This is a genomic window from Amycolatopsis sp. NPDC059657 (genome assembly GCF_042734395.1).
Classification (GTDB): domain Bacteria; phylum Actinomycetota; class Actinomycetes; order Mycobacteriales; family Pseudonocardiaceae; genus Amycolatopsis.
Map to the genome: position 1 here is coordinate 50,292 of NZ_JBHWEB010000020.1, position 25,275 is coordinate 75,566.

The following is a 25,275-nucleotide window of genomic DNA, read 5'->3' on the forward strand; positions in this document are numbered from 1 at the left end:
ACGTCTCCGCAACGCCCGCGCGCCACCTGGGGTGCGCGCGGCCCGGGGGTCGGCGCCACCCATATCTGCCCACCAGCTTATGTGGTGTGTGTTCCCGCGGGTTCTGACCGTCGGGAACACTCACGAGCCCTTATCCCCGCGACTTGTACTCGCGCAGGAGACCGCGCGAGATGATCGTCTTCTGGATCTCGGACGTGCCTTCGCCGATGAGCAGGAACGGGGCCTCGCGCATGAGGCGCTCGATCTCGTACTCCTTCGAGTAGCCGTAGCCACCGTGGATGCGGAACGAGTCCTGGGTGACCTCGGCGCAGTACTCGCTGGCGATCAGCTTCGCCATGCCGGCTTCGACGTCGTTGCGCTCGCCGGAGTCCTTGAGGCGCGCGGCGTTGACCATCATCAGGTGCGCGGCCTCGACCTTGGTGGCCATCTCGGCGAGCTTGAACGCGATCGCCTGGTGCTCGGCGATCGCCTTGCCGAAGGTCTTGCGCTGCTGGGCGTACTCGACGGCCAGCTCGAACGCGCGGATCGCGATGCCGCAGGCGCGGGCGGCGACGTTCACCCTGCCGACCTCGACACCGTCCATCATGTACGAGAAGCCCTTGCCCGGCGCCTCGCCGAGCACCTTGTCGGCGCCGATGCGGAAGCCGTCGAACACCGCTTCGGTGGTGTCGACGCCCTTGTAGCCCATCTTGTCGATCTTGCCGGGGATGGTGAGCCCCGGAGCGACCTCGCCGAAGCCCTCAGGCTTCTCGACGAGGAAGGTGGTCAGGTTCTGGTGGGGCTTTTCGGCGCCCTCGTCGGTCTTCACCAGCAGCGCGATCAGGTTGGAGCTGCCGCCGTTGGTGAGCCACATCTTGGCGCCGTCGATGACATAGTCGTCGCCGTCGCGCTTGGCGCGGGTCTTGATCGCGGCGACGTCGGAGCCGAGGTCCGGCTCGGACATGGAGAACGAGCCGCGCACCTCGCCGGTCGCCATCCTGGGCAGGAAGTGCTCCTTCTGCGCCTGCGTGCCGTGCCGCGAGATCATGTGCGCGACGATGAAGTGCGTGTTGATCACGCCGGAGACGCTCATCCAGCCGCGCGCGATCTCCTCGACGACGAGCGCGTAGGTCAGCAGCGACTCGCCGAGCCCGCCGAACTCCTCGGGGATGGTGAGCCCGAACAGGCCCATCTCCTTCATGCCCTCGACGATCTCGGCCGGGTAGGTGTCGGAGTGCTCCAGTTCCTGTGCGTGCGGGATGACCTCCTTGTCCACGAACGCACGGACCGTCGCGAGGATCTCGGACTGGACGTCCGTCAGGCCGGCTGTCTGGGCGAGGCGAGCCATCACTGCTCCCTTTCGAGCGGTCGGAACGCCGTGCCCGGCGCTGGGTTACCGGTGAGTATGACCCCAATCCCCCAGTACTGCTATGAGCACGCTCACGCCCGTCTACGGTGAGAGCACACCAGCACGAGGGGAACAGAACGTGAGCTACCCGCAGGATCCCTACGGCCAGCAGCCCCCGCCGTACGGGCAGCAGCCGTCGGGGCCGTACCAGCAGCAGCCCTACGGCTATCCGCAGCCCGGCTACCCGTACGGGTCCGGGATCAACCCGGCAAGCCAGGACACCGGGATGGCCGTCGGCGCGCTGGTCTGCTCGATCGTCGGGCTCTTCCTGTGTGGCGGGACACTGTCGATCGTCGGGATCGTCCTCGGGCACATCGCGCGCGCCAAGGCGAAGCGCGGTGAGGCGGGTGGCGAGGGCATGGCGCTGGCCGCGTTGATCATCGGGTACCTCGCGATCGCGCTGATCATCATCGGCGTCGGCGTGTTCCTCGCGTTCGGCTTCGCGACCGACTGGCGTTTCAGGTAAGAGGGGCAGAAGAGCATGACCGAACCGTCCAGCCCGGCATCGGACCCGACGCCGTCGTCACCCGATCCGGTGGCCGACGCCACCGCGGCGCCGTCGCCTTCGCCGGATCCCACGGCCGAGCCGGCCCCGGAGCCCACGCCCGCCCCGGAGCAGGTGTTCCCTTCGTCGACCGGCTTCGCCTCGCCGGATCCGGAGCCGGATCCGTACGGCGCCCCGCCCGCGCCCGAGCCGTTCGTGTCGCCCGGCCCCGAGTCGTTCGGCACGCAGCCGCCCTACGGCCAGGGCTACCAGTACGGCTACGCGCCGACGGGTGGCCCGTACGTGCCGCCGCCCAGCAGCGGGCTGGCGATCGGCGCGCTGGTCAGCTCGATCGCCGGGCTGCTCACCTGCGGTCTCGCGGCGATCGCGGGCGTGATCATGGGTCACATCGCGTACAACCAGGCCAAGCGCGGTCAAGCGGGCGGCGAGGGCATGGCGTTGTCCGCGATCATCGTCGGTTACGTGATGCTCGCGCTGTGGGCCGGGGTGCTGGCGGCGGCGATCGTTTCCTACACGACCGGGTGGAGTTACCGGTGATCAGCCGTCGGCGGCCTTCAACTGGCCGTTGACGGGTTTCTCCGGTGGCTTCTCGGCCGGTCTGGGTGTCGAGGCCTCCAGAAACCTGAGCAGTTCCACCGGGAACGGCAGCACGAGCGTCGAGTTCTTCTCTGCGGCGACCTCGACGACGGTCTCCAGCAAGCGCAGCTGCAGCGCGGCGGGTGTGTCGGCCATCTGCGCCGCCGCCTGCGCGAGCTTGTAGGAAGCCTGGAGTTCACCGTCGGCTGAGATGACCCGCGCGCGGCGTTCGCGTTCGGCTTCGGCCTGGCGTGACATCGAGCGCTTCATCGACTCCGGCAGCGCGACGTCCTTGATCTCGACGCGGTCGATGTGGATGCCCCAGTCGAGCGCGGGGCTGTCGATCATGAGTTCCAGGCCCTCGTTGAGCCGTTCCCGGTTGGAGAGCAGGTCGTCGAGGTCGCTCTTGCCGATGATCGAGCGCAGCGAGGTCTGCGCGACCTGCGCCACGGCCGCGCGGTAGTCCTGCACGTTGACCGCGGCGATCACCGGGTCTATCACCTTGAAGTAGACGACCGCGTCGACCCGGACGGTCACGTTGTCGCGGGTGATGCCGTCCTGCGCGGGCACCGGCATCGTGACGATCTGCATGTTGACCTTCTGCAGCCGGTCCACGAACGGGACCAGGTAGGTCAGTCCCGCGCCGCGCACGGCGGGCCTGACCCGGCCGAACCGGTACACGATGCCGCGCTCGTATTGCTTGACCACCCGGACGCTCGCGGAAAGCCACGCGCCGCCCGCGAGCACCGCCGCGCTGAGGATCTCGATCACCATGGCAACTCCCTGGTGTGCACGCATCCCTTGCCTTCGATGCTACGCCGCGTCAGGTCACGTTTTAAGCCCTGCTTGAAATTCCTTGTCGGCTGGTATGAGGGCTGGAAAGGTTCCCGCCGGAAGCACCTTTTCGATTCTGGGGGTCTCGTGCGTAAATCGATTGCCGCCGTTCTGCTGGCGCTCGCGGCCATTACCGGCTCCGTCACACCGGCGTCGGCCGCTACCGAAACAACGGCAGCGGGCTGTAGTACCGATATGAAGGCCCAAGCGGACGATGGCATCACTGTCTGGGTCTATTACACGACGTTCAGCGGCGAGTGCTACGTCGATCGAGTGCTCGCCGACCGGCGCCTCCGCAATATGTACGGGCATTTCAACATGTTCGGGCCGGACGGCTTCTACAAGGACAGTGTGACCAAGATGTGGACCACCTCGGACGGGTACAACGAATATCCCCGGTTCAAGACCCACCCTGGTGACCTCTGGTGTGCCAAGTTCTACGACGGCAACAACAACCCGGTGACCAGGGCCGTCTGCGTCACCGTCTGATCGGACGGGGTGCCGCTCGCCGCGTTCACGAAAGCGCTTTCAGCCCAGGCTGAAATCCCTTGCCCGGACTCGAAAATCTCACTTAGGTTCAAGTCGCTCAAGCTGATCGACACAGGGGGTATCGTGCGGAAATTCATTATCGGAGCGCTCATCGCCTTCGCCGGTCTCGCCGGCTTGGCCGCACCCGCTTCAGCGGCGGCCGCCGGACCGCAGTCGGTGCAAGGCTGTCCTGGCACCAAGAGCCAGAACAACGACGGGATCACCGTCTTCGTCTACTTCAAAGAAGTGACAGGCAGCTGTGTGGTGAGCCAGGTCATGGCCTCGAACATGTCCGGTGGCTCGATGTACGGGCATTTCTACGTCTGGGGCCCGGACGGCTACGCCACCAACAGCCCGACCAAGACCTGGGGTTACACCGAGGGATTCATCACGAACCCCAACTACGTCGCCCGTTCCGGCCAGCTCTGGTGCGGGAAGTTCTTCGACGGGAACAACAACCCGGTGACCCGCAACGTCTGCGTCACCATCTGAGCCGGTGAGGCTCCGCGGCGCCGTCCGACTCGGTCGGGCGGCGCCGCGTGCCACCCCATAGGCTGATCGCCATGGGCTCCGTGAACAGGGTTTTTGTCGCACAACTGGCGGGTTTGCCGGTTTTCGGCCCTGATGGGGAGTCGATCGGCAAGGTCAGGGACGTGGTCGCGGGCCTGCGGCTGGACCATCAGGCGCCGAGGGTGCTCGGGATCGTGGTCGAGCTGTCCACCCGGCGCCGCGTCTTCGTGCCGATGCTGCGGGTCACCTCGATCGAGCCGATCGCGGTCACCCTGGCGACCGGTTCGGTCAACATGCGCCGTTTCCACCGCCGCCCCAACGAAGTGCTCGTGGTCGGGCAGCTGTTCGACGCGCACGCCGGGCTCGCGGGATCGGACGCCAGGATCACCGTGGTCGACGCGGCCATGGAGCCGACGCGCACCCGCGACTGGGTGCTCGCGAAGCTCGCCATCCGCGAGCGCGCGCGAGGACTCGGCCTCAGCAAGCGGCGCGGATCGCTGCAGGTCATGCCCTGGTCGGAGGTGACAGGGCTCGGGCTGACCGATCTCGCCGGGCAGCCGCAAGGCGCCGGGCAGCTGCTGGTGCTGTTCGACACCATGCGCGCGGTCGACGTCGCCGCCACGTTGCGCGACCTGCCGTTGAAACGGCGGCATGAGGTCGCCGACGCGATGGACGACGAGCGGCTCGCCGACGTCATCGAAGAGCTGCCGGAGGACGACCAGAAGGACCTGCTCTCCTACCTGCCGGAGGAGCGCGCCGCGGACATCCTCGAGGCGATGAACCCCGACGACGCGGCCGACCTGCTCGCCGAGCTGACCCCCGCCGACCAGACCAGGCTGCTGGAGCTGATGGAGCCGGACGAGTCGGCGCCGGTCAAGCGGCTGCTGGCGTACTCGGCCGACACCGCGGGTGGCCTGATGACGCCGGAGCCGGTGATCCTCACGCCCGACGCGACGGTCGCCGAGGCGCTCGCGCGCATCCGCAACCCCGAGCTGCCGCCCGCGCTGGCGAGCATGGTGTTCGTCTGCCGCCCGCCGACCGAGACGCCGACCGGGCGTTATGTCGGCTGCGTGCATTTCCAGCGCCTGCTGCGCGAGCCACCGGCCGAACTGGTCGCGGGCATCACCGACACCGACCTGTCCGCGCTGCGGCCCGAAGCGCCGCTGGCCGAGGTGACGCGCTACTTCGCGGCGTACAACCTCGCCTGCGGACCGGTCGTCGACGCCGAGGATCATCTGCTCGGCGCGGTCACGGTCGACGACGTGCTCGACCACCTGCTGCCGGAGGACTGGCGTGAGACCGGTCTCCACGACATCACCGGCGAACCCGGTGACCACCCTGAGGAGGCGGACCATGCCTGAGCTCCTGTCACGGCGGCGGCTGGACCAGCCGCGCAGCCAGAGCCGGTTCGCCTTCAGCATCGACCCGGACATGTTCGGGCGGCTGACCGAACGGGTCGCGCGGTTCCTCGGCACCGGGAAGTACCTGTTCTGGCAGACGCTGGCGGTCGTCGTCTGGATCGTGCTGAACCTGTTCGCGGTCTCGCTGCGCTGGGACCCGTACCCGTTCATCCTGCTCAACCTGGCATTCTCGACGCAGGCCGCGTACGCCGCGCCGCTGATCCTGCTCGCGCAGAACCGGCAGGACGACCGCGACCGCGTCTCGCTGGAGGAGGACCGCAACCGCGCGGCGCAGACGAAGGCGGACACCGAGTACCTGGCCAGGGAGATCGCCGCGCTGCGCATCGCGGTCGGCGAGGTCGCGACGCGCGACTATCTGCGCGGCGAGCTCGACAAGCTGCGCGAAGACCTCAACCCGAAGCCGAAGAAGCCCAAGCAGAACCGGGCCGAGAGCGCGACTCCTACCGGTACGTAGCATGGAGGCGTGACCAGTACGCAGCAGCTTCCCAGCGTCGAAGAAGTCCGTACCGCTCTGAAGGCCGTCCAGGACCCGGAGATCAAGAAACCGATCACCGATCTGGGCATGGTCAAGGACGTCGTGGTCGGCGAAGACGGCGTGGTCACCGTCGGCATCTACCTGACGGTCGCCGGCTGCCCGCTCAAGGCGACGCTCACCAACGACACCAAGGCCGCGGTCGAGAAGCTACCCGGCGTCACCGCCGTGCACGTCGAGCTGGACGTGATGAGCGACGAGCAGCGCACGGAGCTGCGCAAGTCGCTGCGCGGCGACTCGGCGGACCCGGTCATCCCGTTCGCCCAGCCCGGCTCGCTGACCAGGGTCTACTGCGTCGCGTCCGGCAAGGGCGGCGTCGGCAAGTCCTCGGTGACGGTCAACCTCGCGGTCGCCATGGCCCAGCGCGGCCTCTCCGTCGGCGTGGTCGACGCCGACATCTACGGCCACTCGATCCCCCGCATGCTGGGCGCGAACGAGAAGCCGACCAAGGTCGACACGATGATCATGCCGCCGCAGGCGCATGACGTGAAGGTCATCTCGATCGGCATGTTCACCCCCGGCAACGCCCCGGTCATGTGGCGTGGCCCGATGCTCCACCGGGCGTTGCAGCAGTTCCTGGCCGACGTGTTCTGGGGCGACCTCGACATCCTGCTGCTCGACCTGCCGCCGGGCACCGGCGACATCGCCATCTCGGTCGCCCAGCTCATCCCCAACGCGGAGATCCTGGTCGTCACCACCCCGCAGCAGGCGGCAGCCGAGGTCGCCGAGCGCGCGGGCGCGATCGCGATCCAGACCCGCCAGCGCGTCGCGGGCGTCATCGAGAACATGTCCTGGCTGGAGAACCCGGACGGCACCCGCCTGGAGGTCTTCGGCTCGGGTGGCGGCCAGACGGTCGCGGACTCGCTCTCGAAGTCGGTCGGCTCCAAGGTCCCGCTGCTCGGTCAGGTCCCGCTCGACCCCCGCCTGCGCGAGCAGGGCGACGCGGGCACCCCGATCGTGCTGGCCGAGCCCGAGGCCCCTGCCTCGCTCGTGCTGAAGGACGTCGCGACCAAGCTTTCGGTCCGCGCCCGCGGTCTCGCGGGCATGATGCTGAACGTGACCCCCGCGGGTCGCTGACGCCCCATTCCTGTCGGTCCCCCCGAGTACTTTGGGTACTCGGGGGATGCTCGAACGTTGTGAACGGGGCGTTCACAACGCTGAGCGTTGCGAACGGGGCGTTCGTTTCGATCGCGGCGCGGGCCAGCCCAGGCTTAGGTGGCGTCCGGGTCGACCGGTGGCTTCTCGCCCGGCTTCAACGGCTCGGCCTGCGGCTTCGCCGGCGCCGCCGCGTAGCCGTTCGACCCGTTGGCGCCGTTCGTGCCGCCGTTGCCGTTGATGTTGTTCAGGCCGAGCGGGTCCGAGTCACCGTCGAACAGGTGCTGCGTCACCACGCGCTTGGGGTCGAAGTTGCGCAGGCCGCGCAGGTCTTCGAGGGGCTTGCGGAGTTGCTCGAACTCCGGGCCCATTTCGTCGCGCAGCTGCTCGCGGGCGCCGGTGGCGAACTCGCGAACCTTGCGCATGCTCTTGGCGAGCCAGGCCGCCGCTTCAGGCAACCGCTCCGGACCGAGAATGAAGAGACCGGCGACGATGAGCACGAGGATCTCGCCCCAGCCAACGCTGTCGAACACCCGTGAACCTCCGCGTCAGGCCAAACCAAGTCAAGCCTACCTGTGTGGTCAGGCCGATCCCAAGGTCACATCGACGGTCAAAACCGCCTTGTCACGGACAAGCTGGACAGGGACGACCTCACCGGGCGCCTTGTCGTCGACGCCCGCCAGGAAATCGAGGGCCGCGCGGACCGGGTGGTCACCGATCTTGATGATCACGTCGCCCTCGCGGATGCCCGCCTTGGCGCCGGGGCCCTCCGGAGCGAGGTTCTGCACACGCGCGCCGGTGCTGGTGCTGCCCGCGACCGAGGCGACGTTGATGCCGATGTCGGCGTGCTTGATCGTCTCGCCCTTGATGAGTGCCTTGGCGACCTTCATCGCCTTGTCGGACGGGATCGCGAAGCCGAGGCCGATGCTGCCGTCGCCCTGCGCGGTCTTGATCGACGAGTTGATGCCGACCAGCGCGCCGGTCGAGTCGACGAGCGCGCCACCGGAGTTGCCGTGGTTGATGGGTGCGTCCGTCTGGACCGCGTAGTAGGCGCCGGGCGCCTGGCCCTCGTCCCCACCGGCGATCATCGGCCGGTTCACCGCGCTCACCACGCCGGCGGTGACCGTGTTCTGCAGGCCGAGAGGGGAGCCGATGGCGACCACCGCGTCGCCGGGCGCCAGGTCGCCTGACTTGCCGACCTGGACCACCGTGAGGTTCGGCGTATCGACCTTGACCACCGCGAGGTCGCCCTTCAGGTCACCGCCGACGACCCTGCCGATGGCCTGCCTGCCGTCGGTGAAGAACACCGTCACGATCATCTGCTTGTTGGTGACCGCGTCGGCGATCACGTGGTAGTTGGTGAGCAGGTACCCCTGCCCGTCGATCACCACACCCGAGCCGAGGCTCCCGTTGTCCGCGCCTGGGGCGGTGACCTGGATCGAGACGACCGCCGGCGCGACCCGCTTCGCGATGTCGGCGACCGAACCGGCCGGGCGTTCCTTGGCGGCTTCGGCCTCGGCGATGTTCGCGGAGCCGGTCAGCGACTCACCCGCGCTGGCGAACCACCAGCCGACCAGCCCGCCGACAGCGCCGACCAGCAGCGCGATGACGCCGAGCAGTGCCAGCGCCCTGGGCTTGACGCGACGGCCGAACAGGACCTCGGGCAGGCTGAGCTGCGCGCCTGGCTTGCGCTCGGCCTGCTCTTCCTCGTCCTCGGTGGCCACGGCGGGACCGCCGAGCACCGCGCCCGCGCCGGGGTCACGCCAGGGGTTCGCGGCGTGGGACCACAACGCGGCTTCGGCGGGATCCGCCTTGGCAGAACCGTTGCCACCGGCCGGACGCTCCAGCAGCACGCCCTCGGCGCCTTCCGGGCGCCGGAACGCCTCGGCCAGAGACTCCGGCGGCGGGCCGAGCGGCCGATGACCGTTGCCACGGGCGGGGGCGGAGAGCTTGTCGAAAGCGCCTTCGACGCCGTGCGGGCGCCCGAAGGTCGCTGCCAGCGCCGGATCCACGGCGGGTTTGTCGAGCGGACGCGGCGGGAGCCGGTCTTCGCCATGCTGCTCGTGATTCGGCTGCTCGGTCATCGTTCCCCGGTGCTGAGATGATCAGGTCGCTCGGCGTGACCCTACCGCCAAGCCTCAGTGACCGAGTCTGCCTCGGCAACGGTGAAACTGGCGTTGCCTACTTCAGGCCCACGAGCTGCGGCGTCGAGGTGACCGTCGGCGTGGCGGGAACGGGCTTCGGCGGCACCAGCTCGGCGGGCACCAGGTTGACGCCCTGCTGCGGCGGCCGGGTGCTGCTGTCGTTGGCGACCTCGCCGGTGTCACCCGAGGTCGCGACCAGGGCGAGTGCGCTGAGCACGAGTCCGGAGACCACGACACCCGCGCCCTGCGCCGCACGGCGCTTGGCCACACCGATCCTGCCGCCGCCGAGCACGTTGGGCGAGTTACCCAGCGGCGCGGAACTTCCCAACGGGGAGGTGCCTCCGAGCACGCCGGAGTCACGCAGCCCGGCGACCCGGTCGGGCCGCTGGATCGCGACGAGCTGACCGTCCGCGGTGATCGCGAGGTTGTCCGGTGTCGCGTCGAGTTCGGTGTTCTGCGGGATCTGCTGCAGGCTGGCCAGGAACCCGGCGGACATCAACGGCGCGCCCGCGCGCCGCAGCGCACGTACGGCCTGCCGCTGCGCCGACACCTCGGCCGCGCACGACGCGCACCGCGCGATGTGCGCCATCGCCCTGTCCTGGGCGCCGAGCGTCAGCTCGCCGTCCACGAGGGCCACTACCGCGTCTGGAAGCAAATGCGACTCGGGGAGGCCCCATCCTCGCGGTTCGCTCATGCGGGGGCCTCCACGGCTTCACGTTCCGTCGCGCGACGGCGTTCCAGGGAAGCGCGCAGCGCCTGCCGCCCGCGGTGAATCCTGCTTCGCACGGTGCCGAGTTTAACGCCCAGCGTCGCGCCGATCTCCTCGTACGAGAGACCTTCGACGTCGCACAGCACGACCGCGGCGCGGAACTCCGGGGGCAGCTCGTCGAGCGCCTCCTGCAGATCCGGGTCGAGGTGGGTGTCCGAGTAGACCTGCTCCGGGCTCGGGTCGTCGCCGACGATCCGGTCGGTGTCCTCGGGCAGCCCCTCCATGCGCACCCGCGAGCGGCGGCGCGCCATGTCGAGGAAGAGGTTGGTGGTGATGCGGTGCAGCCAGCCTTCGAAGGTGCCGGGCTTGTAGGACGCGAGCGAGCGGAACACGCGGATGAAGGTCTCCTGCGTGAGGTCCTCGGCGTCGTGGGTGTTGCCGGTGAGACGGTAGGCCAGGCGATACACGCGGTCGGCGTGCTCGCGGACGACCTCGTCCCACGAGGGCGGGGTCCATGTGGCCTCGCTCGCGTCGACCGTGACCGGCTCGACCTCGTGCGGGCTCTCCAGCTGGCTTGTCGTCATCGGCTGAGTCGGCACCTCCATCATCAGGCTGTTCTCCCCACTTACTGCACCCAACGCGGGCGGTCCGCTCGGTGTTCCCGATCTGCTGGACTTGAGTCTGTCCGGCTTCCTTATGGTTCTAATGAGCTTGGGCTGAGAGAAGTCTGAGAAGTTGATGGTCAAGTTGAAACCGGGTCGATCAGGGAGCCTGCGCTGATTTATCGACAAGCAGCGCTAACCTCCCTGCGTGAGCTCCGGAACACACGCCACCCCCTCGGCTCAGGTGACTGACGCCGATTTCGTGGAGGGGTACCTGCCTGACGACGAGGCGCTGGTCGCCGCGCGCGTCAGAGCGGCGGATTTCGGCTGTGTCCCGCTCGGGCCCGCCGCCGGTGCCGCGCTGCGCTTCATGGCCGCGACACTGCAGGCCAGGGCCGTCGTGGAGATCGGGACGGGCGCCGGGGTCAGTGGGCTGTACCTGCTGCGCGGGATGGCCCGTGACGGCGTGCTGACGTCCATCGACCTCGAGCCGGAGTACCACCGGTCGGCGCGCAAGGTGTTCACCGAGGCGGGCTTCCCGCCCGGGCGGACCCGGCTGATCATGGGCAAGGCGCTCGACGTGCTCCCCCGGCTGACCCCCGGCGGCTACGACCTGGTGTTCGTCGATTCGGCACGAGTGGAGTACCCGAGCTGCTACGAGAAGGCCGTGTCGCTGCTGCGGCCAGGTGGCGTGCTGGCGTTCCACAACGTGCTCGCCGGCGGCAGGGTGGCCGATCCTTCACGCCGTGATCCCGAGACGCTGGCGCTGCGCGAGGTCGCGCGTGCCATCCGCGAGGACGAGCGGCTGGTGCCCGCGTTGCTGCCCGTCGGCGGCGGGCTCTTGGTCGCCGCCGTCGCGTAGAGGGCGAGGCCCAGCCATGCCGTGGTGAGCGCGATCAGCCACGGCCAGCCCGCGTGCCCGTACACGACGCTTCCGATCGTGCCGCCGACGCTGCTGCCCAGGTAGTAGCAGAGCGTGTAGAGGCCGGAAACCTGGCCGCGCGCGTGTTCCGGCGCCTCGGCGGCCGCCCAGCCGTTGGCGACCGCGTGCGCGGCGAAGAAGCCGCCGGTCAGCACCACGAATCCGGCCACGACCAGCGGTAACGAGTCAGGCAACGTGAGCAGTCCGCCGCTGATGGTGACCAGTAGCGCGCCGATGAGCGCACGGCGTCGGCCGAACCTGGCGACCAGGCGGCCCGCGGTCGACGAGGACACGGCGCCCATCGCGTACGCCAGGAACACGAGCGACGCGATCGCGGGCGACAGGTTGATCGGCGCGCCGGTCAGCCGGAACCCCGCCGCGTTGTAGAGCGCGACGAACGAGCCCATGGCGAGCAGCGCGATGACGTACTGCACCAGCAGGATCCTGCTGGTCAGCGCGGCACCGAAGCCGCCGAAGAGGTTGGCCTTGGCCTGTTTCGACGACCTCGGCAGCGCCAGGACGGTCACGACGGCGCAGCCGAGCGCGATCACCGCGACCACGGCCAGCGCGCCGCGCCAGCCGAGCCCGGCCGCGGCGAAACCGCTGGCCAGGCGGCCGGTCATGCCCCCGATCGTGTTACCCGCGATCATCGCGCCGACGGCGGCGGCGACGCCCGTCTTCCCCAGCTTCTCGACCAGATACGCCGCCGCGACGCCAGGAAAGCCCGCGATCGCGACGCCTTGGACGGCGCGCAGCGCGAGCAGCACCGGATAGGACGGCGCGAGCGGCAGCAGCAGGCCGAGCAGCACGGACGTGAGCACCGAGGTGATGATCACCGCCCGCCTGCCGACCACCTCCGACAGCGCGGCGATGGGCAGCACGGCCAGCGCCAGCGCGCCCGTCCCGACACCGACCGCGAGCGAGGCGGCGCCGGGGTCGAGGTGGAACTCGGCCGAGAGCTGCGGAAGCAGCGGCTGCGGCGCGTAGAGCAACGCGAACGACGAGATGCCGGCAGCCGCCACGGCGAGGGTCACCCGAGACACGCGTCCGAAAGTAAGCTTCGCTAATCAATACGTCTAATACGCTGATCTGCGACTATCGATACCGTGACGCATGAGAAGCTCGCGGCCCAGCTGGCGCCCAACCTCGCGCTGCTCGCCGCTCTCAGGGAGATGGCGAACATCACCCGTGCGGCCGAGCTGCTCGACGTGCCCCAGCCCACGCTCAGCCGCAGGCTCGCGGCGCTGGGCTCGGCGCTCGGCGCCCCGCTGACCGTGCCCCACGGCCGGGGGATCCGTCTCACCCGAGCGGGCGAACTCCTCGCCGACGCCGCGTCCGACGCTCTGACGCGCCTCGAATCCGGAGTCCGCCGTGTGCTGGAGGAGGTCGAGCCGTCGAGCGGTCACGTCGTGCTCGGTTTCCTGCACCTGCTCGGCCGTTCGCTCGTCCCGTCACTGGTCCGCGACTACCGCGCGGCGCATCCCGGCACCCGGTTCACCCTCGTCCAGGGTTCCCGGCAGAACATGCTGGACCGCCTCCGCGACGGCGAACTCGACCTGGCGTTGCTCGCCCCGACGCCGGACGACCCGGCGTTCGAGTCCTCCGTGCTGTCGGAGCAGGAGATCTTCCTGTCGGTCCCGTCCGCGCATCCGCTCGCTTCACGCGACGAGGTCACCATCGCCGAGCTGGCCGAGGAGGAGTTCGTCCTGCTGGAGCAGGGCTACGGGTTGCGCCAGATCACGGACGCCCTGTGCGCCCAAGCGGGCTTCGAGCCGAAGATCGCCTTCGAAGGCCAGGAGTCCGACACCGTACGCGGCCTGGTCGCGGCCGGGCTGGGTGTCGCGCTACTCCCCCACTTCGAGCCTGGCGCACCCGCCGGCGTCGTCGAAGTCCCGATCACCCCGCGGGCGGGCCGGTCGATCGGCCTGGTGTGGCGCGCGGGCGAACCCCTGCCCCCTGCGGTCGCCGCCTTCCGCGCCCACGCCACCCGCCGCTGAAAAAAATCCCAATGTGGCTTTCGTCAGCTCTGAGCTGACGAAAGCCACATTGGCGTGCTGAAACCTGACCAATGCCGCATTGGGATTTTTTTCCCCGGGCTCAGCGGTAGGCGGAGGCCAGTTCCACCAGGGTCCGGGCGGCGAAGCCCGAGGCGCCGGGTACGACGTCGTCGTAGGTCTTGTCCGCGCGGGCGGGGCCTGCGATGTCGAGGTGGGCCCACGGGGTGTCGCCGACGAACTCGCGGAGGAAGAGCGCCGCCGTGATGCCGCCGGGGCCGGGTACCGCCTGGCGGATGTCGGCCAGTTCGCCTCGGATGGTCTCGGCGTGTGCTTCGAGCAGTGGCATCCGCCACCATGCCTCGCCCGCGCGCTCGCCCGCTTCGCGGACGCGGTCGGCGAGTGCGTCGTCGGTGGCGAAGAGGCCGCCGGTGCGGAGACCGAGCGAGACCTTCATCGCACCCGTCAGTGTCGCGACATCGATGACAGCGTCCGGCTTGAAGCGCTTGATGCCGTAGGCGAGCGCGTCCGCGAGGACCATGCGGCCTTCGGCGTCGGTGTTGCCGACCTCGGTGGTCACGCCGTTGAAGTGCCGGACGACGTCGCCCGGCCGGTACGACGAGCCGGAGACGTGGTTCTCCGCCGCGGGCACCAGCGCGGTGACGCGCACCGGGAGCTTGAGCGCGGCGATCGCGCGGGCCGCGGCGATGACCGCGCCGCCGCCCGCCATGTCCGTGCGCATCAGGTGCATGCCGTCGGCGCCCTTGATGGAGATGCCGCCGGTGTCGAACGTGATGCCCTTGCCGACGAGCAGCAGGTGCTTGGCGGCGCCGCGCGGGCGGTACTCGAGCTCGATCAGGCGCGGCGGGCTGGCGGAGCCGCCGCCGACCGCGAGCACGCCGCCGAAGCCCTGCTCGGCGAGCCATTTCTCGTCGCGGATGGTGACCGTCAGTCCGGGCACCGCCGTCTTCTGCGCGATCTCGGCCAGCCACGCCGGGTTCTTGACGTTCGACGGGGTGTTCGCGAGATCGCGGGCCAGCGCGGCCGCTCCGGCGAGCTCGCGGACACGCGCCGCGATCTCCTCGTACGCGGGCACAGCCCGTTCGTACCTGGTGAGCACGCGCAACGTGCGGACCGCGGGCTTCGTGCGGTCGGCGCTGACGCTGTAGCGGTAGCCGCCGAGCAGCGCGCCCATCATCAGCTCGGCGACGTCGTCGCCGTCGGCCTCTTCGGGAAGTTCGATCTGGAACGCGTGCCCGCCGTTGCCGTCGAGGTACGACTCGGCCTCGCGGGCGAGCGCGGCGCCCGCCTTGCGGTACTGCTTGGGCTCACCGTCACCGATGCCGGCCAGCCAGCGCGGGCCCGATCCGGCGGGGATCGTGCGGACCTCGCCCGCGCGGCCGCTGGAGGTGACACCCTCCAGCTCGAACGGGTCGGCGGGCGTGCCATCCTCGTGATCTTCGGGGGCGGACACCAGGATCGCGAGCGGGGCACCACGACGCTGGGTGTCGGCGACCTCGATGTCGATCAGCGGATAGGGGACGGGGGGTATCGGGATGCGCACGGTGCGTGATCTCCAAGAGAGTGACCGCGACCCCGGCCTCCAGCGCTGAGCAGCGCGGAAACCGGGGTGCGGAATTGTGGCTCGAGCAGGAGGTTCGGCTCAGCCGGTGACCTCCTGCAAGGCCACTCCTAGGTCCTTCGCCTCTTCTGCCGAAAGCTCGACGACAAGTCGCCCGCCACCCTCGAGTGGGACGCGCATCACGAGGCCCCGCCCCTCCTTAGTCACTTCGAGGGGACCATCTCCGGTCCGGGGCTTCATGGCCGCCATAGCGTGCTCCCTCCGTCTTAACCGGCGCGCCCGGGTCGCGCTCGTAAAAGCCAGCCGGGTCCTACTGTCCATTGTCCCTCATCAGCGACCGAGCGCGAACGCGGACCGATCTTTTGCCGCCGTATCGGTGCTGGTATGCGGCCCGCCGGGCTGTAAGACTCCATGCGTACCGATGTATTTCGCCCGAGGAGATTCTGTGACCACATCCGACGTTCTGCTCACCGCCGACGCCGAGGGGGTCCGCACGCTGACGCTCAACAGGCCGAAGGCGTACAACTCGATGACCGTCGAACTCAAGGAACTGCTGCTGGCCGCCCTGCGGGAGGCCGCGGAAGATCCGGAAGTCCGTGCCGTGGTGATCACCGGAGCGGGCAAGGCGTTCTGCGCGGGACAGGATCTGAAGGAGCACGTCGGGCTGCTGCAGGCGAACGACCCCGCGCCGCTGCACACGGTCAAGGAGCACTACAACCCGATCGTGAAGACCATCGTCGGGATGGCCAAGCCGGTCATCGCCGCGATCAACGGCCCGGCGGCGGGCGCGGGCGCGGCGTTCGCGTACGCGAGCGACCTGCGCATCGCGGCGACGTCCGCCAACTTCCTGATGGCGTTCGCGAACGTCGGCCTCGGCCCGGACTCCGGCGCCTCCTGGACGCTGCAGCGGCTGATCGGGCTCGGCCGCGCGGCCGAGCTGATGCTGCTCGCCCGCACGGTCGACTCGGCGGAGGCGCTGACGCTCGGCCTGGTCAGCGAGGTCGTCCCCGACGAGGAGCTCGCGGCGCGGGCTCAGGCCGTCGCGGCGCGGCTCGCGGCCGGTCCGACGGTCGCCTACGCGAAGATCAAGGGCGTGCTGGCCACGGCCGCCGAGTCCACTCTGGACGAGGCGCTGGCCGCCGAGGACGCCGCGCAGTCCGCGCTGGGCGCGACCGCGGATCACGCCGAAGCCGTTGAGGCGTTCGTCACCAAACGCCGCCCGACCTTCCAGGGCAAGTGAGGTCGTGAGTGGTATGGCCGGTTCTAACCGGCCATACCACTCACGAGCTCTTGGCCCGGAAACAGCCTTTGACGTGGTCGTCGACCATGCCGGTGGCCTGCATCAAGGCGTAACAGGTGGTCGGGCCGAGGAAGCCGAAGCCGCGCTTCTTGAGGTCCTTGGCCATCGCCTTGGACTCGTCGGTGATCGCCGGGACGTCGGCCATCGTGCGCGGCCGCTTGTGCTTGGCGGGCGCGAACGACCAGAGCAGATCGTCGAGCGGCACATCCAAGGAAGCGATCGCGCGAGCGTTCTTGATCGCGGCCAGTATCTTCGCCCGGTTGCGCACGATCGACGCGTCCTGCATCAGCCGCTCGACGTCGTCCTCGCCGAACTCCGCCACCTTCTCGGGGTCGAAGCCGAGGAAGGCCGCGCGGAAGCCTTCGCGCTTGCGCAGGATCGTGATCCACGAAAGCCCCGACTGGAACGACTCCAGGCAGAGCCGCTCGTACAGCGCGTCGCGCCCGCGGAGCGGGACTCCCCACTCGGTGTCGTGGTACTCGGCGTAGTCCGGTGTCGAATTACCCCACGAACAGCGCGCGACACCGTCCGCGCCGACCAGCGAACTCATCGATCCCCCAGCGAATAGGACTCCGCGAACCGCGCGAACTTCTGCAGCGACTGCCGCAGGCCGAGCACCATCGCGGGTTTGACGAACGGCCAGCCCAGCCTGCCGACCAGGCCGAACGGGAGTGAAAGGTGCTCCGCCCAGACGAAAGTGGAGCGGTGCGGGCCGTTGCTCGTCACCTGGAACACCCCGGTGCCCTTGACGATCGTGCCGAGGTGGCGCACCACGCAGCGGACCGGCGGCTCCCAGGTGGTGATCTCCATGGTGTCGGTGAACCCGATCCCGGCCAGCCCGGTGAACGCGGCGAGTTTCGTGCCGACGGCGCGGCCGTTGCCCTCGATCACGCGGACGTCGGTGCCGAGCATCCACTCGCGCTGGCGTGCCCAGTCGGTCAGCGCGAGCCAGGTCGTGCCTGCCGGGGCGTTGACCTCGACCGACAGCACGACGTCACTCAAGAGGTGACACCTTCTGGCCTGCATGGTCGGCACGCTCGGCTTCGAGCTCCGCTATCCGCGCGCGCAGGCCATCGATCTCGACGCCGAGCCTGCGGACGACCCAGTCGACCTCGGTCATCTTGTAGCCACGCAGCACGAGCTGGAAGCGGACCTGCTCGATGTCGTCGCCGGTGATGTCTTCGGCGGGCAGCCGGGTCGGCGAGCTGCCGGGCGCCAGCGGGGCGAGCTCCTCGCCCCTGCCGAAGATCACCGCGGCGAGCAGGAACACCACGGCGGCCACCAGCAGCATGACTACGAGGTAGATCAGCGCGGTCGTCACGCGACGATCGTGGCACACGTCTCCCAGGAACGTCGCGCGAGCACGACGAGCCGGAGGCTGACGAGCACCCAGACCACGGTCAGTATCCCGCACGGCACGCTGAGGAACAGGCGGTTCACGTCGACCACCCCGGTGGCGCCCACCATCACCGCGACCGAAAGCAGGTTCAACCCGACCGCGACCACGAGCAGCCCTGACGTCAGCTTGGCGATCTGCCCGCCGTCGGCGCGGCGGGACAGCCACCGCGTGCCCGCCAGCGCGAGCAGCCCCACGAGCGCGACGAGGTACGCCGAGCCGTGGGTGAACTGGGCCGCGTACTTGTACCAGCCAGGGGTCGGCGTGGACAGCTTCGTCCACGCGCCGAAGGTCAGCATCCGCACGACGTCCCAGGTCAGCTGCATCAGCGGGACCCCCAGCACCACCTTCCAGAGCGTGCGGACGCCGGTGTGCATCCCGAGTTCGGCCTGGTAGTCGCGGGCCACGACGGCCGCGGGTCCGAACTCGGCGACGGCACGGCGTTGGGCTTCTTCCTCATCCCAGCCTCCTTCGCGGTACGCGGCGGCGGCGTCGTGCAGGCCGTCGCGTGCTTCCTCGAGCAGGTCCGCCTTGGCCGAGCCGGGGCCGCGCAGCCTGCTGTCGAGTTCGGCGAGGTAGTGGTCGATCAGGCCCATGCCTGTCCCCCGAGCACGCCACCGATGACGTTCGTGAACTCCTGCCACTCCTGGCGTTCGGTCGCGAGCGCGCGCTGACCGGAGCGGGTGAGTTTGTAGGTGCGGCGTTTGCGGCCGGACACGACGTCCCACTCGCTGGCGAGGTAGCCGGCCCGTTCGAGGCGCCGCAGCGCCGGGTACACGGTGCCGGTCGGCAGGTCGAGCGCGCCGTCACTGCGCAGCTGGAGCGATTCGATGATCGCGTAACCGTGGAGCTTGCGGCCGTCGAGCACGGCCAGCAGTAGTGCGTCGAGGTGTCCGCGCAGGACGTCCGCCTTCATAGATAGGCACTCTACTCATGCCGGACCCGGCTATCGACCCCGAGACAACCCTGAATCGTCCCTGATTTGTTGCGTTTGCCGCCTACATGTAGCCGAACTACATATAGAGTCGCCGCCATGGACCCACTGCCGATCGCGAGAGCCCAGTTCGCGACCACGACCTCGTTCCACTTCCTGTTCGTGCTGCTCACCCTCGGCCTCGTGACGCTCGTCGCGGTGATGCAGACACGCTCCGCGTTCGGGCGAAAACCCGAATTACTCCGAATGACCAGATTCTGGGGCAAGCTCTATGTGATCAACTACGCACTGGGAATCGCCACCGGCATCGTGATGGAATTCCAGTTCGGGCTCACCTGGACCGGACTGTCTGCATTTGCAGGCGACGTGTTCGGCGCGCCGCTGGCCATCGAGACGCTGGTCGCGTTCTTCGCCGAGTCGACCTTCCTCGGGCTCTGGATCTTCGGCTTCTCGAAGCTGAACAAGTGGGTGCATCTGGCGCTCATCTGGCTGGTCACGCTGACCGCGTACGCCTCGGCGCTGTTCATCATGGTGGCGAACTCGTTCCTGCAGAACCCGGTCGGCACGCACCTCGAGAACGGGGTGCTGAAACTGGACGACTTCGGCGCGCTGCTGGCGAATCCGGCGCTCGCCGCCGCGTTGCCGCACCTGATCGGCGCGGCCGTGCTGACCGGCGGGTTCTTCGTCGTCGGGGTCAGCGCGTACCACTTCATCAAGCGCACCACCGAGATCGAGTTCTTCCGGCGCTCGATGCGGATCGGGGTGGTCGCGGCGCTGCTCGGCAGCCTGCTCGTGATCAACCAGGGCTTCGCGCAGTTCGGCCTACTCGACGAGTATCAGCCGGACAAGCTCAAGGGCGGGCCGGAAGTGGGCGCGCCACTGGGTTTCATGATCATGATCGGTTTCGTCTGCCTGCTGGCGGCACTGCTCGGCACGGCACTGCTGCACCGGGACCGGGTCACCAGAGCCAGGCCGTTGCTGTACCTGATGGTGCTCGCGATCCCGCTGCCGTTCGTGGCCGCGATCGCGGGCTGGCTGGTGCGTGAGTTCGGCCGTCAGCCGTGGCTGATCTACGGGAAGCTGCGCACCGCCGACGCCATCGCGGGCGTCAGCGGTGGCGAGATCCTGTTCTCGTTCCTGGCTTTCACGGCCCTGTTCGCCGTGCTCGCGATCGCCGACTGGGTGCTGATGGCCAGGGTCGCCAGGCGCGGCCCCGAGGTCGACGCGCCGCAGGCCGTCGCGCTGCCCGTGCTGAGCGGGGTCTGAGCATGGTGACCTTGTGGTGGAGTGTGCTGGGCCTGCTGATCGCGGCCTATTTCGCGCTGGCCGGGTACGACTACGGCATCGGGATGCTGCTGCGCGGCTTCGGCGGGGACCAGCGGCGGGTGCTCGGCTCACTCGGGCCGTTCTTCCTGGCCAACGAGGTGTGGCTGGTCGCGGCGGTCGGCGTGCTGTTCGGCGCGTTCCCGCATCTGGAGGGCCGCGTGTTCACGGGCGCGTACGTGCTGGTCGTGACGCTGCTGCTGGGCTTGGTGACGTTCACCGCGTCGGTGCAGCTCCGCGGCAGGAATCCGGAAACGCGTGGTGTGCTGTGGAGCTTCGGGATCGGCGCGGGCGCGCTGGTGACGGCCGTTTCGTGGGGACTGTTCCTCGGGAACCTGGTGCGCGGGGTGCCTGCCGGTGACGTGCTCGGGCTGTTCAATCCGTACGCGGTGCTGTGGGGAGCCGGGTTCGTCGCGCTGTTCGCGTTGCAGGGAGCCGTTTTCCTGACCGTGCGCGCGCCGGACGACCTGGTCAAGCGTGCGCGCAGGCTGGCCACTTCGCTGGTGGCGCCCGTGCTGGCGTTCCTGGTGGTGGCGACGCTCTGGGGATTCGTCGAACTCGAAGGCGCCACGTGGCGCGGGATTCCGGTCGTCGCGGTGGCGTTCGCGGCGCTGGCCGTGGTGTTCGGCGGGCTGCGTGCCCGCCGGTATCGGGTCGCGCTGGTGGCGGCGATGGTGCTCGCGGCGTCACCGGTGGCGCTGGTCGGCCTGATCCGGTTCCCGGTCGTCTACCTGTCCACCGTGGACACCCTGACGGTCGAGCAGGCCGCCACGTCGGCGGAGACGTTCACGCTGCTCACCGCGTTCGGCGTGCCCGCGATCGTGCTGGTCGTCGCGCTGCAGTGGCTGACCTGGCGCGCCAACCGCGGCCGGGTCGACCAGCGTTCACCGCTGCATTTCTGAGGGGCGTCATGCGTGCTTACTACGCGGTTTCGACCGGCTTCGGCGTGCTCACGGCGATTGTGATCCTCCTGCAGGCCGATCTGCTCGCGGCACTGCTGACCGGCGGTTTCAGCTGGCTCCTGGTCGTCGTCATCACGGCGAGGGCATTGCTCGCGGGGGTTCAGGGTGCGGTCGTCGGACGGTTCGCCGCCCGCACGAAGTTGTTGCTGCGCAAGCGGATTCTGTCGGCCGACACGGACAGAGCAGGTGAAGCGGCGACGTTGGCGACCAAGGGCATCGACGCCGCGGATCCGTATCTCACCGGGTATCTGCCGTCGCTCGTGACGGCCGTCGTGGTGCCGGTGGCGGTGATCGCCCGGCTGTTCACGGCGGATCTGGCGTCGGCGTTGATCGTCACCGCGACCGTGCCGCTGATCCCGGTCTTCGCGATACTCGTCGGCGCGCACACGAAGGCGAAGACAGCGCGGCAATGGCGGCTGCTGGCCAAGCTCGGCGGGCATTTCCTGGACGTCGTAAGGGGTTTGAGCACGCTGAAGGTGTTCGGGCGTGCCGAGGCGCAGGCACGGACCGTCCGCGCGATGGCCGACGCGCACGTCGACGCGACCATGCGGACGCTGCGGGTCGCGTTCCTGTCGGCGCTGGTGCTCGAACTGCTCGCGACACTTTCGGTGGCGCTGGTCGCGGTGCCGATCGGCTTCCGGCTGCTGGAAGGCGGGATGACCGCGCACACGGCGTTGCTGATCCTGATACTGGCGCCGGAGGCCTACTTGCCGCTGCGTGCGGCCGGCGCGAAGTTCCACGCGGGCGCGGAAGGGCTCGCCGCCATCCGCGAGACCGAAACGCTCGCACCCGTGCCGGTCACCCGGCCAGGGAAGCACAGGCGGCGCGGGGTTCCCGGTGTGGTACTGGACAACGTGACCGTCCGCTATGGAGACACAGTCGCTTTGTCCGAAGTGGATCTCCGGATCGAGCCGGGCGAGCACGTCGCGCTGATGGGGCCGAGCGGTTCTGGCAAGAGCACGCTTTTGGCTCTGCTCTTGGGCTTCGTCGAGCCGTCGGACGGACGAGTGTTGATCGACGGTGTCGACCTGCGCGAGCTGGACCTGGCCGCGTGGCGTTCGGAGATCGCCTGGGTGCCGCAACGGCCGACGCTGTTCACCGGCAGCGTCACGCACAACATCGGGTTCGGACGGCCCGTCGCCGACGCCGCGCGGGCGGCCGCGCTCGACGAGGTCGTCACCGCGTTGCCGGAGATCGGCGAGGTGGGCACCGGGCTCTCGTCAGGGCAACGTCAGCGCATCGGCGTCGCCCGCGCTTGGGCACGCACCGACGCCGGGCTGCTGCTGCTCGACGAACCGACCGCACGGCTCGACGCCGGGACCGAAGCGACCGTGCTGGCGGCGACGCGGCGCCTGCTCGAAGGCCGGACCGCGATCCTGGTCGCCCACCGCCCCGCGATGGCCGCGCTCGCGGATCGCGTGATCGAGTTCAAGACTCTGGAGCACGTATGAACCCCACGCGGCTCATCCGCGCGGCACTCATCGCCGCCTGTGCCGAACTGGCCGGGCTCGCGCTCATGGCCACCGCGGCCTGGCTGCTGCTCCGCGCGGCCGAACAACCACCGCTCGCGGCGTTGACTGTGGCGATCGTCGCCGTGCGGACGCTCGCGCTGCTGCGCGGCGGTCTCCGCTACGCCGAACGCCTCACCGGACATGAAGTGGTGTTGCGTTATCTGAGCGTGCTCCGCACTCGTGTCTACCGATCGATTGCCCCCCAACGCTATTCGAGCGGCGATCTCGTCGACCGCCTTGTGTCCGATGTGGACGCGATGCAGGACGCCGTGCTTCGCTGCCTGCTTCCGGCGGCGGTCGCCGGCCTTGTCGGGCTCACCGCCGTCACCGCGACCTCGTTCGCGAGCATCGGCAGCGCACTCGCGCTGCTGGGCGGACTGCTCGTCGCCGGTGTCGTACTTCCGTTGTGCGCCATGCGAACCCCGCCCCGGCGCACCGATCTCGCGAGGCACACGGTCGAACTGATCACCGGCAGGCGCGAGCTCATCGCCTACGACGCGCACGCACCCGCGCTGGCCGCCGCGCACAAGGTCGTCGACACGCTCGCCGCGCGCGACCGAGCCGTGAGTGCCAAGACCAGTTTCCTCGCGGCACTGGGAATCCTCACGCAGCTGGGCACCGCGGTCGCCGTGTGCCTGCTGGCCGGGACGTCCGCACCGGTGACCGCCGCGATGACACTGGGCACGATCACGGCGTTCGAGGTGGTACTCCCGCTCACCGCGGCCGCCCAGCGCTGGGTCGAGGTCCGCGCATCGGCCGCGCGAGTCCGGGCGCTGTTGGACGAGCGACCCACGCCCTGCGAGACGGACATTGTGACCACGGGTCACTTTCACCTCGACAAAGTGACCGTCCGCTACCCCGGCCGCGCACCCGCGCTGGTCGACATCGATCTCGATCTGCCGCCGGGCAAACGTGTCGGACTGCTCGGCCCCAGCGGCTCCGGCAAGAGCACGCTCCTCCACACCCTGCTCGGTCTCACCGAACCGACCGGCCGGATCACCGTCGACGGGAGGCCGATGGAGACCTGCGACCTGCCGCCGCTCATCTCCGGCGCGCTCGCGGACGCGCACGTCTTCCACACGACCGTCCGCGAGAACCTGCTGCTCGCGCGGCCCGAAGCGACCGAAGACGAGGTGCGCGCCGCGTGCGCCATCGCCGATCTCGACGTCGACCTCGACCGGGACGCCGGCGCGGACGGCGACGCGCTCTCCGGTGGTCAACGGCAACGCCTCATCCTCGCCAGAGCAGTGCTCGCCGCGCCACGGGTGCTCGTGCTCGACGAACCCGTCGAAGGCCTCGACCCCGCGCACGGCGACGTGGTGCTGGCCGAAGTGCTCGCGCGGGCGACCGGCACCGTCGTGCTCGCGACGCACCGGCCCGAACACCTGGCCGGCTTCGACGAGGTCCTCTACCTCGACGAAGGGCGAATTGTCCGGCGGGAGGCAACCAAACCATCGGCGGCCGCGTGAAGCTCACAGGTCGGGGCTACTTGTGGGGAGTAATTCATGCGAATGAGAACAATGGTGCGCGCCGGAAGCGTGCTGGCGGCCGTCGCCGCGGGTGTGGCGGCGGGCGTCATGCCCGCCGGTGCGACCACCGAGGCGAGCTGGTACCCGGTGCTGCTCCAGCTGCCGGACGGGTACCCGAACGCGACGGGCTACTTGACCGGAACGGACGGGAAGGGCGGGTACGCAGGCGAGTTCGCGATCGGCGACACCTCGCAGGTCGTGACCTGGACGAACGGCAGGCCGACCGTGCGCGGGGTGCCGGACGGCTACGAGTTCGCGAGTGTTGCGGACGAGAACGGCTCAGGCGTCGTGCTGGGTAACGCCATCGACTACGACACGGGGCTTTCGCGCGGCTTCACCCTGGATTCGCACGGCTTCCACCTGCTCCCCCCGCCGTCGGGCCTCTCCGGCTCCGTCGACGCCGTCTCGATCAACGATCGTGGCGACGTCGTCGGCGCGATCGGTGACCAGACGAACCGCCAGACCGTGCTGTGGCCGGCACTCGGGTCGGGGCCGGTGGTGATCCCGAACAAGCCCGATGTGTATCCGCGGGATCTCGACCAGGACGGCACCATCCTGTTCAACAGCGACAGCGGCCCGTTCCTCTGGCGTTCCGGGGTGACCACGAAGCTCGCGAAACCTGGCGACTACACGTACGTGTCCTCGATCCGGAATGGATCGGTTGTCGGTCGCGCGGGCGATCATGGCTACTTGTGGCAGACGCCCGGCACTCCGGTCGAACTGCCGGGTGGTTCCGAGGCTCATGAGATCGGCAAGTCGGGCCTGATCTCGGGCAGGCTGCCCATCCCGAACGCACCGTACGGACCGCTCGCGATCTGGCAGGGCACGAATCCGCTGGGCAAGCTGCCGCTGCCCACGGGTTTCAAGGGCGGCTCGGCGTACGCGATCGGCGATGACGACGTGATCGCAGGGATCGTCTCGAACGGCCCACTCGACGAAGGCGGCGTGCCGGTCGTCTGGCAGCGCACGCCGTAGGACT

At 69.2% G+C, this 25,275-nt stretch carries 28 protein-coding genes and 1 pseudogene; 15 read left to right on the plus strand and 14 right to left on the minus strand.

Going from position 1 to position 25,275, the window contains the following annotated elements; genetic code table 11:
• Window positions 1-130: 130 nt before the first annotated feature.
• Window positions 131-1,327, minus strand: coding sequence for an acyl-CoA dehydrogenase family protein (locus ACFV15_RS13815; protein WP_378350584.1), 1,197 nt, complete (start codon window positions 1,325-1,327; stop codon window positions 131-133).
• A 139-nt stretch (window positions 1,328-1,466) separates the two neighbouring features.
• On the opposite strand from ACFV15_RS13815, the gene ACFV15_RS13820 reads away from it, so the two are divergent.
• Window positions 1,467-1,853 carry a DUF4190 domain-containing protein gene (locus tag ACFV15_RS13820; RefSeq protein WP_378350585.1) on the plus strand — a complete coding sequence of 129 codons (387 nt, stop codon included), beginning with the start codon at window positions 1,467-1,469 and terminating at the stop codon, window positions 1,851-1,853.
• A 15-nt stretch (window positions 1,854-1,868) separates the two neighbouring features.
• Window positions 1,869-2,429, plus strand: a complete 561-nt coding sequence (locus tag ACFV15_RS13825) for a DUF4190 domain-containing protein (protein WP_378350586.1) — start codon at window positions 1,869-1,871, stop codon at window positions 2,427-2,429.
• On the opposite strand, the gene ACFV15_RS13830 is transcribed toward ACFV15_RS13825, so the two are convergent.
• Window positions 2,430-3,242, minus strand: coding sequence for a slipin family protein (locus ACFV15_RS13830; protein WP_378350587.1), 813 nt, complete (start codon window positions 3,240-3,242; stop codon window positions 2,430-2,432). It lies immediately after the preceding gene.
• A 147-nt stretch (window positions 3,243-3,389) separates the two neighbouring features.
• Here ACFV15_RS13830 and ACFV15_RS13835 point away from each other — a divergent pair, with 147 nt between their 5' ends.
• The 5 genes from ACFV15_RS13835 to ACFV15_RS13855 all read left to right on the plus strand — a co-directional run bounded on the left by ACFV15_RS13835 (window position 3,390) and on the right by ACFV15_RS13855 (window position 7,370).
• Entirely contained in the window at window positions 3,390-3,791 is a 402-nt protein-coding gene (locus tag ACFV15_RS13835) for a hypothetical protein (protein WP_378350589.1), read from the plus strand.
• A 123-nt stretch (window positions 3,792-3,914) separates the two neighbouring features.
• Complete coding sequence (locus ACFV15_RS13840; protein WP_378350590.1) at window positions 3,915-4,322, plus strand: hypothetical protein; 408 nt, start codon at window positions 3,915-3,917, stop codon at window positions 4,320-4,322.
• A 71-nt stretch (window positions 4,323-4,393) separates the two neighbouring features.
• Window positions 4,394-5,701: a magnesium transporter MgtE N-terminal domain-containing protein gene (locus tag ACFV15_RS13845; protein ID WP_378350591.1), complete on the plus strand. Its 1,308-nt coding sequence runs from the start codon at window positions 4,394-4,396 to the stop codon at window positions 5,699-5,701.
• Window positions 5,694-6,215 carry a DUF1003 domain-containing protein gene (locus tag ACFV15_RS13850; protein ID WP_378350593.1) on the plus strand — a complete coding sequence of 174 codons (522 nt, stop codon included), beginning with the start codon at window positions 5,694-5,696 and terminating at the stop codon, window positions 6,213-6,215. The genes ACFV15_RS13845 and ACFV15_RS13850 overlap by 8 nt, the downstream gene beginning before the upstream one ends.
• Window positions 6,216-6,224: 9 nt before the next feature.
• Window positions 6,225-7,370: an Mrp/NBP35 family ATP-binding protein gene (locus ACFV15_RS13855; protein ID WP_378350594.1), complete on the plus strand. Its 1,146-nt coding sequence runs from the start codon at window positions 6,225-6,227 to the stop codon at window positions 7,368-7,370.
• 134 nt (window positions 7,371-7,504) lie between these two features.
• Here the strand turns inward: ACFV15_RS13855 and tatB are convergent, their stop codons facing one another.
• The 4 genes from tatB to sigE all read right to left on the minus strand — a co-directional run bounded on the left by tatB (window position 7,505) and on the right by sigE (window position 10,846).
• Window positions 7,505-7,921 (minus strand): Sec-independent protein translocase protein TatB, encoded by a 417-nt coding sequence (tatB, locus tag ACFV15_RS13860; protein ID WP_378350596.1) that lies wholly within the window; start codon window positions 7,919-7,921, stop codon window positions 7,505-7,507.
• Between the two features lie 48 nt (window positions 7,922-7,969).
• Window positions 7,970-9,472: a S1C family serine protease gene (locus ACFV15_RS13865; protein WP_378350597.1), complete on the minus strand. Its 1,503-nt coding sequence runs from the start codon at window positions 9,470-9,472 to the stop codon at window positions 7,970-7,972.
• A gap of 97 nt (window positions 9,473-9,569) precedes the next feature.
• Entirely contained in the window at window positions 9,570-10,226 is a 657-nt protein-coding gene (locus ACFV15_RS13870) for an anti-sigma factor family protein (RefSeq protein WP_378350598.1), read from the minus strand.
• Window positions 10,223-10,846 carry an RNA polymerase sigma factor SigE gene (sigE, locus tag ACFV15_RS13875; RefSeq protein ID WP_378350671.1) on the minus strand — a complete coding sequence of 208 codons (624 nt, stop codon included), beginning with the start codon at window positions 10,844-10,846 and terminating at the stop codon, window positions 10,223-10,225. The genes ACFV15_RS13870 and sigE overlap by 4 nt, the downstream gene beginning before the upstream one ends.
• 205 nt (window positions 10,847-11,051) lie before the next feature.
• Between sigE and ACFV15_RS13880 the strand changes: the two genes are divergently transcribed.
• A complete protein-coding gene (locus ACFV15_RS13880; RefSeq protein ID WP_378350599.1) occupies window positions 11,052-11,705 on the plus strand; it encodes an O-methyltransferase in 654 nt (217 codons plus the stop codon).
• Here the strand turns inward: ACFV15_RS13880 and ACFV15_RS13885 are convergent.
• Window positions 11,690-12,799 (minus strand): annotated as a pseudogene (locus ACFV15_RS13885) (MFS transporter); the annotation flags it as partial. The gene ACFV15_RS13880 and the pseudogene ACFV15_RS13885 overlap by 16 nt on opposite strands.
• Before the next feature lie 72 nt (window positions 12,800-12,871).
• Here ACFV15_RS13885 and ACFV15_RS13890 point away from each other — a divergent pair.
• Entirely contained in the window at window positions 12,872-13,762 is an 891-nt protein-coding gene (locus tag ACFV15_RS13890; RefSeq protein ID WP_378350600.1) for a LysR family transcriptional regulator, read from the plus strand.
• Between the two features lie 100 nt (window positions 13,763-13,862).
• Here the strand turns inward: ACFV15_RS13890 and ACFV15_RS13895 are convergent, their stop codons facing one another.
• Complete coding sequence (locus ACFV15_RS13895; RefSeq protein WP_378350601.1) at window positions 13,863-15,323, minus strand: leucyl aminopeptidase family protein; 1,461 nt, start codon at window positions 15,321-15,323, stop codon at window positions 13,863-13,865.
• Window positions 15,324-15,422: 99 nt separating this feature from the next.
• Window positions 15,423-15,590: a DUF3117 domain-containing protein gene (locus ACFV15_RS13900; protein ID WP_091294302.1), complete on the minus strand. Its 168-nt coding sequence runs from the start codon at window positions 15,588-15,590 to the stop codon at window positions 15,423-15,425.
• A gap of 196 nt (window positions 15,591-15,786) precedes the next feature.
• On the opposite strand from ACFV15_RS13900, the gene ACFV15_RS13905 reads away from it, so the two are divergent.
• Window positions 15,787-16,581, plus strand: a complete 795-nt coding sequence (locus tag ACFV15_RS13905; protein WP_378350603.1) for an enoyl-CoA hydratase-related protein — start codon at window positions 15,787-15,789, stop codon at window positions 16,579-16,581.
• Window positions 16,582-16,621: 40 nt separating this feature from the next.
• On the opposite strand, the gene ACFV15_RS13910 is transcribed toward ACFV15_RS13905, so the two are convergent.
• Genes ACFV15_RS13910 through ACFV15_RS13930 form a run of 5 tightly spaced genes read right to left on the minus strand, consistent with a single transcriptional unit; the run spans window position 16,622 to window position 18,953 of the window.
• Entirely contained in the window at window positions 16,622-17,191 is a 570-nt protein-coding gene (locus tag ACFV15_RS13910) for a DNA-3-methyladenine glycosylase I (protein ID WP_378350605.1), read from the minus strand.
• Window positions 17,188-17,643 (minus strand): SRPBCC family protein, encoded by a 456-nt coding sequence (locus ACFV15_RS13915; protein ID WP_378350606.1) that lies wholly within the window; start codon window positions 17,641-17,643, stop codon window positions 17,188-17,190. The genes ACFV15_RS13910 and ACFV15_RS13915 overlap by 4 nt, the downstream gene beginning before the upstream one ends.
• Window positions 17,636-17,962: a DivIVA domain-containing protein gene (locus ACFV15_RS13920; protein WP_378350607.1), complete on the minus strand. Its 327-nt coding sequence runs from the start codon at window positions 17,960-17,962 to the stop codon at window positions 17,636-17,638. The genes ACFV15_RS13915 and ACFV15_RS13920 overlap by 8 nt, the downstream gene beginning before the upstream one ends.
• A complete protein-coding gene (locus ACFV15_RS13925; RefSeq protein ID WP_378350608.1) occupies window positions 17,959-18,633 on the minus strand; it encodes a permease prefix domain 1-containing protein in 675 nt (224 codons plus the stop codon). Before ACFV15_RS13925 ends, ACFV15_RS13920 begins: the two co-directional genes overlap by 4 nt.
• On the minus strand, window positions 18,624-18,953 hold the full coding sequence (locus ACFV15_RS13930; RefSeq protein ID WP_091294162.1) for a helix-turn-helix transcriptional regulator: 330 nt from the start codon (window positions 18,951-18,953) through the stop codon (window positions 18,624-18,626). The genes ACFV15_RS13925 and ACFV15_RS13930 overlap by 10 nt, the downstream gene beginning before the upstream one ends.
• Window positions 18,954-19,070: 117 nt before the next feature.
• On the opposite strand from ACFV15_RS13930, the gene ACFV15_RS13935 reads away from it, so the two are divergent.
• Genes ACFV15_RS13935 through ACFV15_RS13955 form a run of 5 tightly spaced genes read left to right on the plus strand, consistent with a single transcriptional unit; the run spans window position 19,071 to window position 25,271 of the window.
• Window positions 19,071-20,237 (plus strand): cytochrome ubiquinol oxidase subunit I, encoded by a 1,167-nt coding sequence (locus tag ACFV15_RS13935; protein WP_378350610.1) that lies wholly within the window; start codon window positions 19,071-19,073, stop codon window positions 20,235-20,237.
• Window positions 20,238-20,239: 2 nt separating this feature from the next.
• Entirely contained in the window at window positions 20,240-21,196 is a 957-nt protein-coding gene (locus ACFV15_RS13940; RefSeq protein ID WP_378350612.1) for a cytochrome d ubiquinol oxidase subunit II, read from the plus strand.
• A gap of 8 nt (window positions 21,197-21,204) precedes the next feature.
• Window positions 21,205-22,707, plus strand: coding sequence for a thiol reductant ABC exporter subunit CydD (gene cydD / locus ACFV15_RS13945; RefSeq protein WP_378350613.1), 1,503 nt, complete (start codon window positions 21,205-21,207; stop codon window positions 22,705-22,707).
• Entirely contained in the window at window positions 22,704-24,236 is a 1,533-nt protein-coding gene (gene cydC / locus ACFV15_RS13950; RefSeq protein WP_378350614.1) for a thiol reductant ABC exporter subunit CydC, read from the plus strand. Before cydD ends, cydC begins: the two co-directional genes overlap by 4 nt.
• A gap of 36 nt (window positions 24,237-24,272) precedes the next feature.
• Window positions 24,273-25,271 (plus strand): hypothetical protein, encoded by a 999-nt coding sequence (locus ACFV15_RS13955; protein WP_378350616.1) that lies wholly within the window; start codon window positions 24,273-24,275, stop codon window positions 25,269-25,271.
• The last annotated feature ends 4 nt before the right edge of the window (window positions 25,272-25,275 follow it).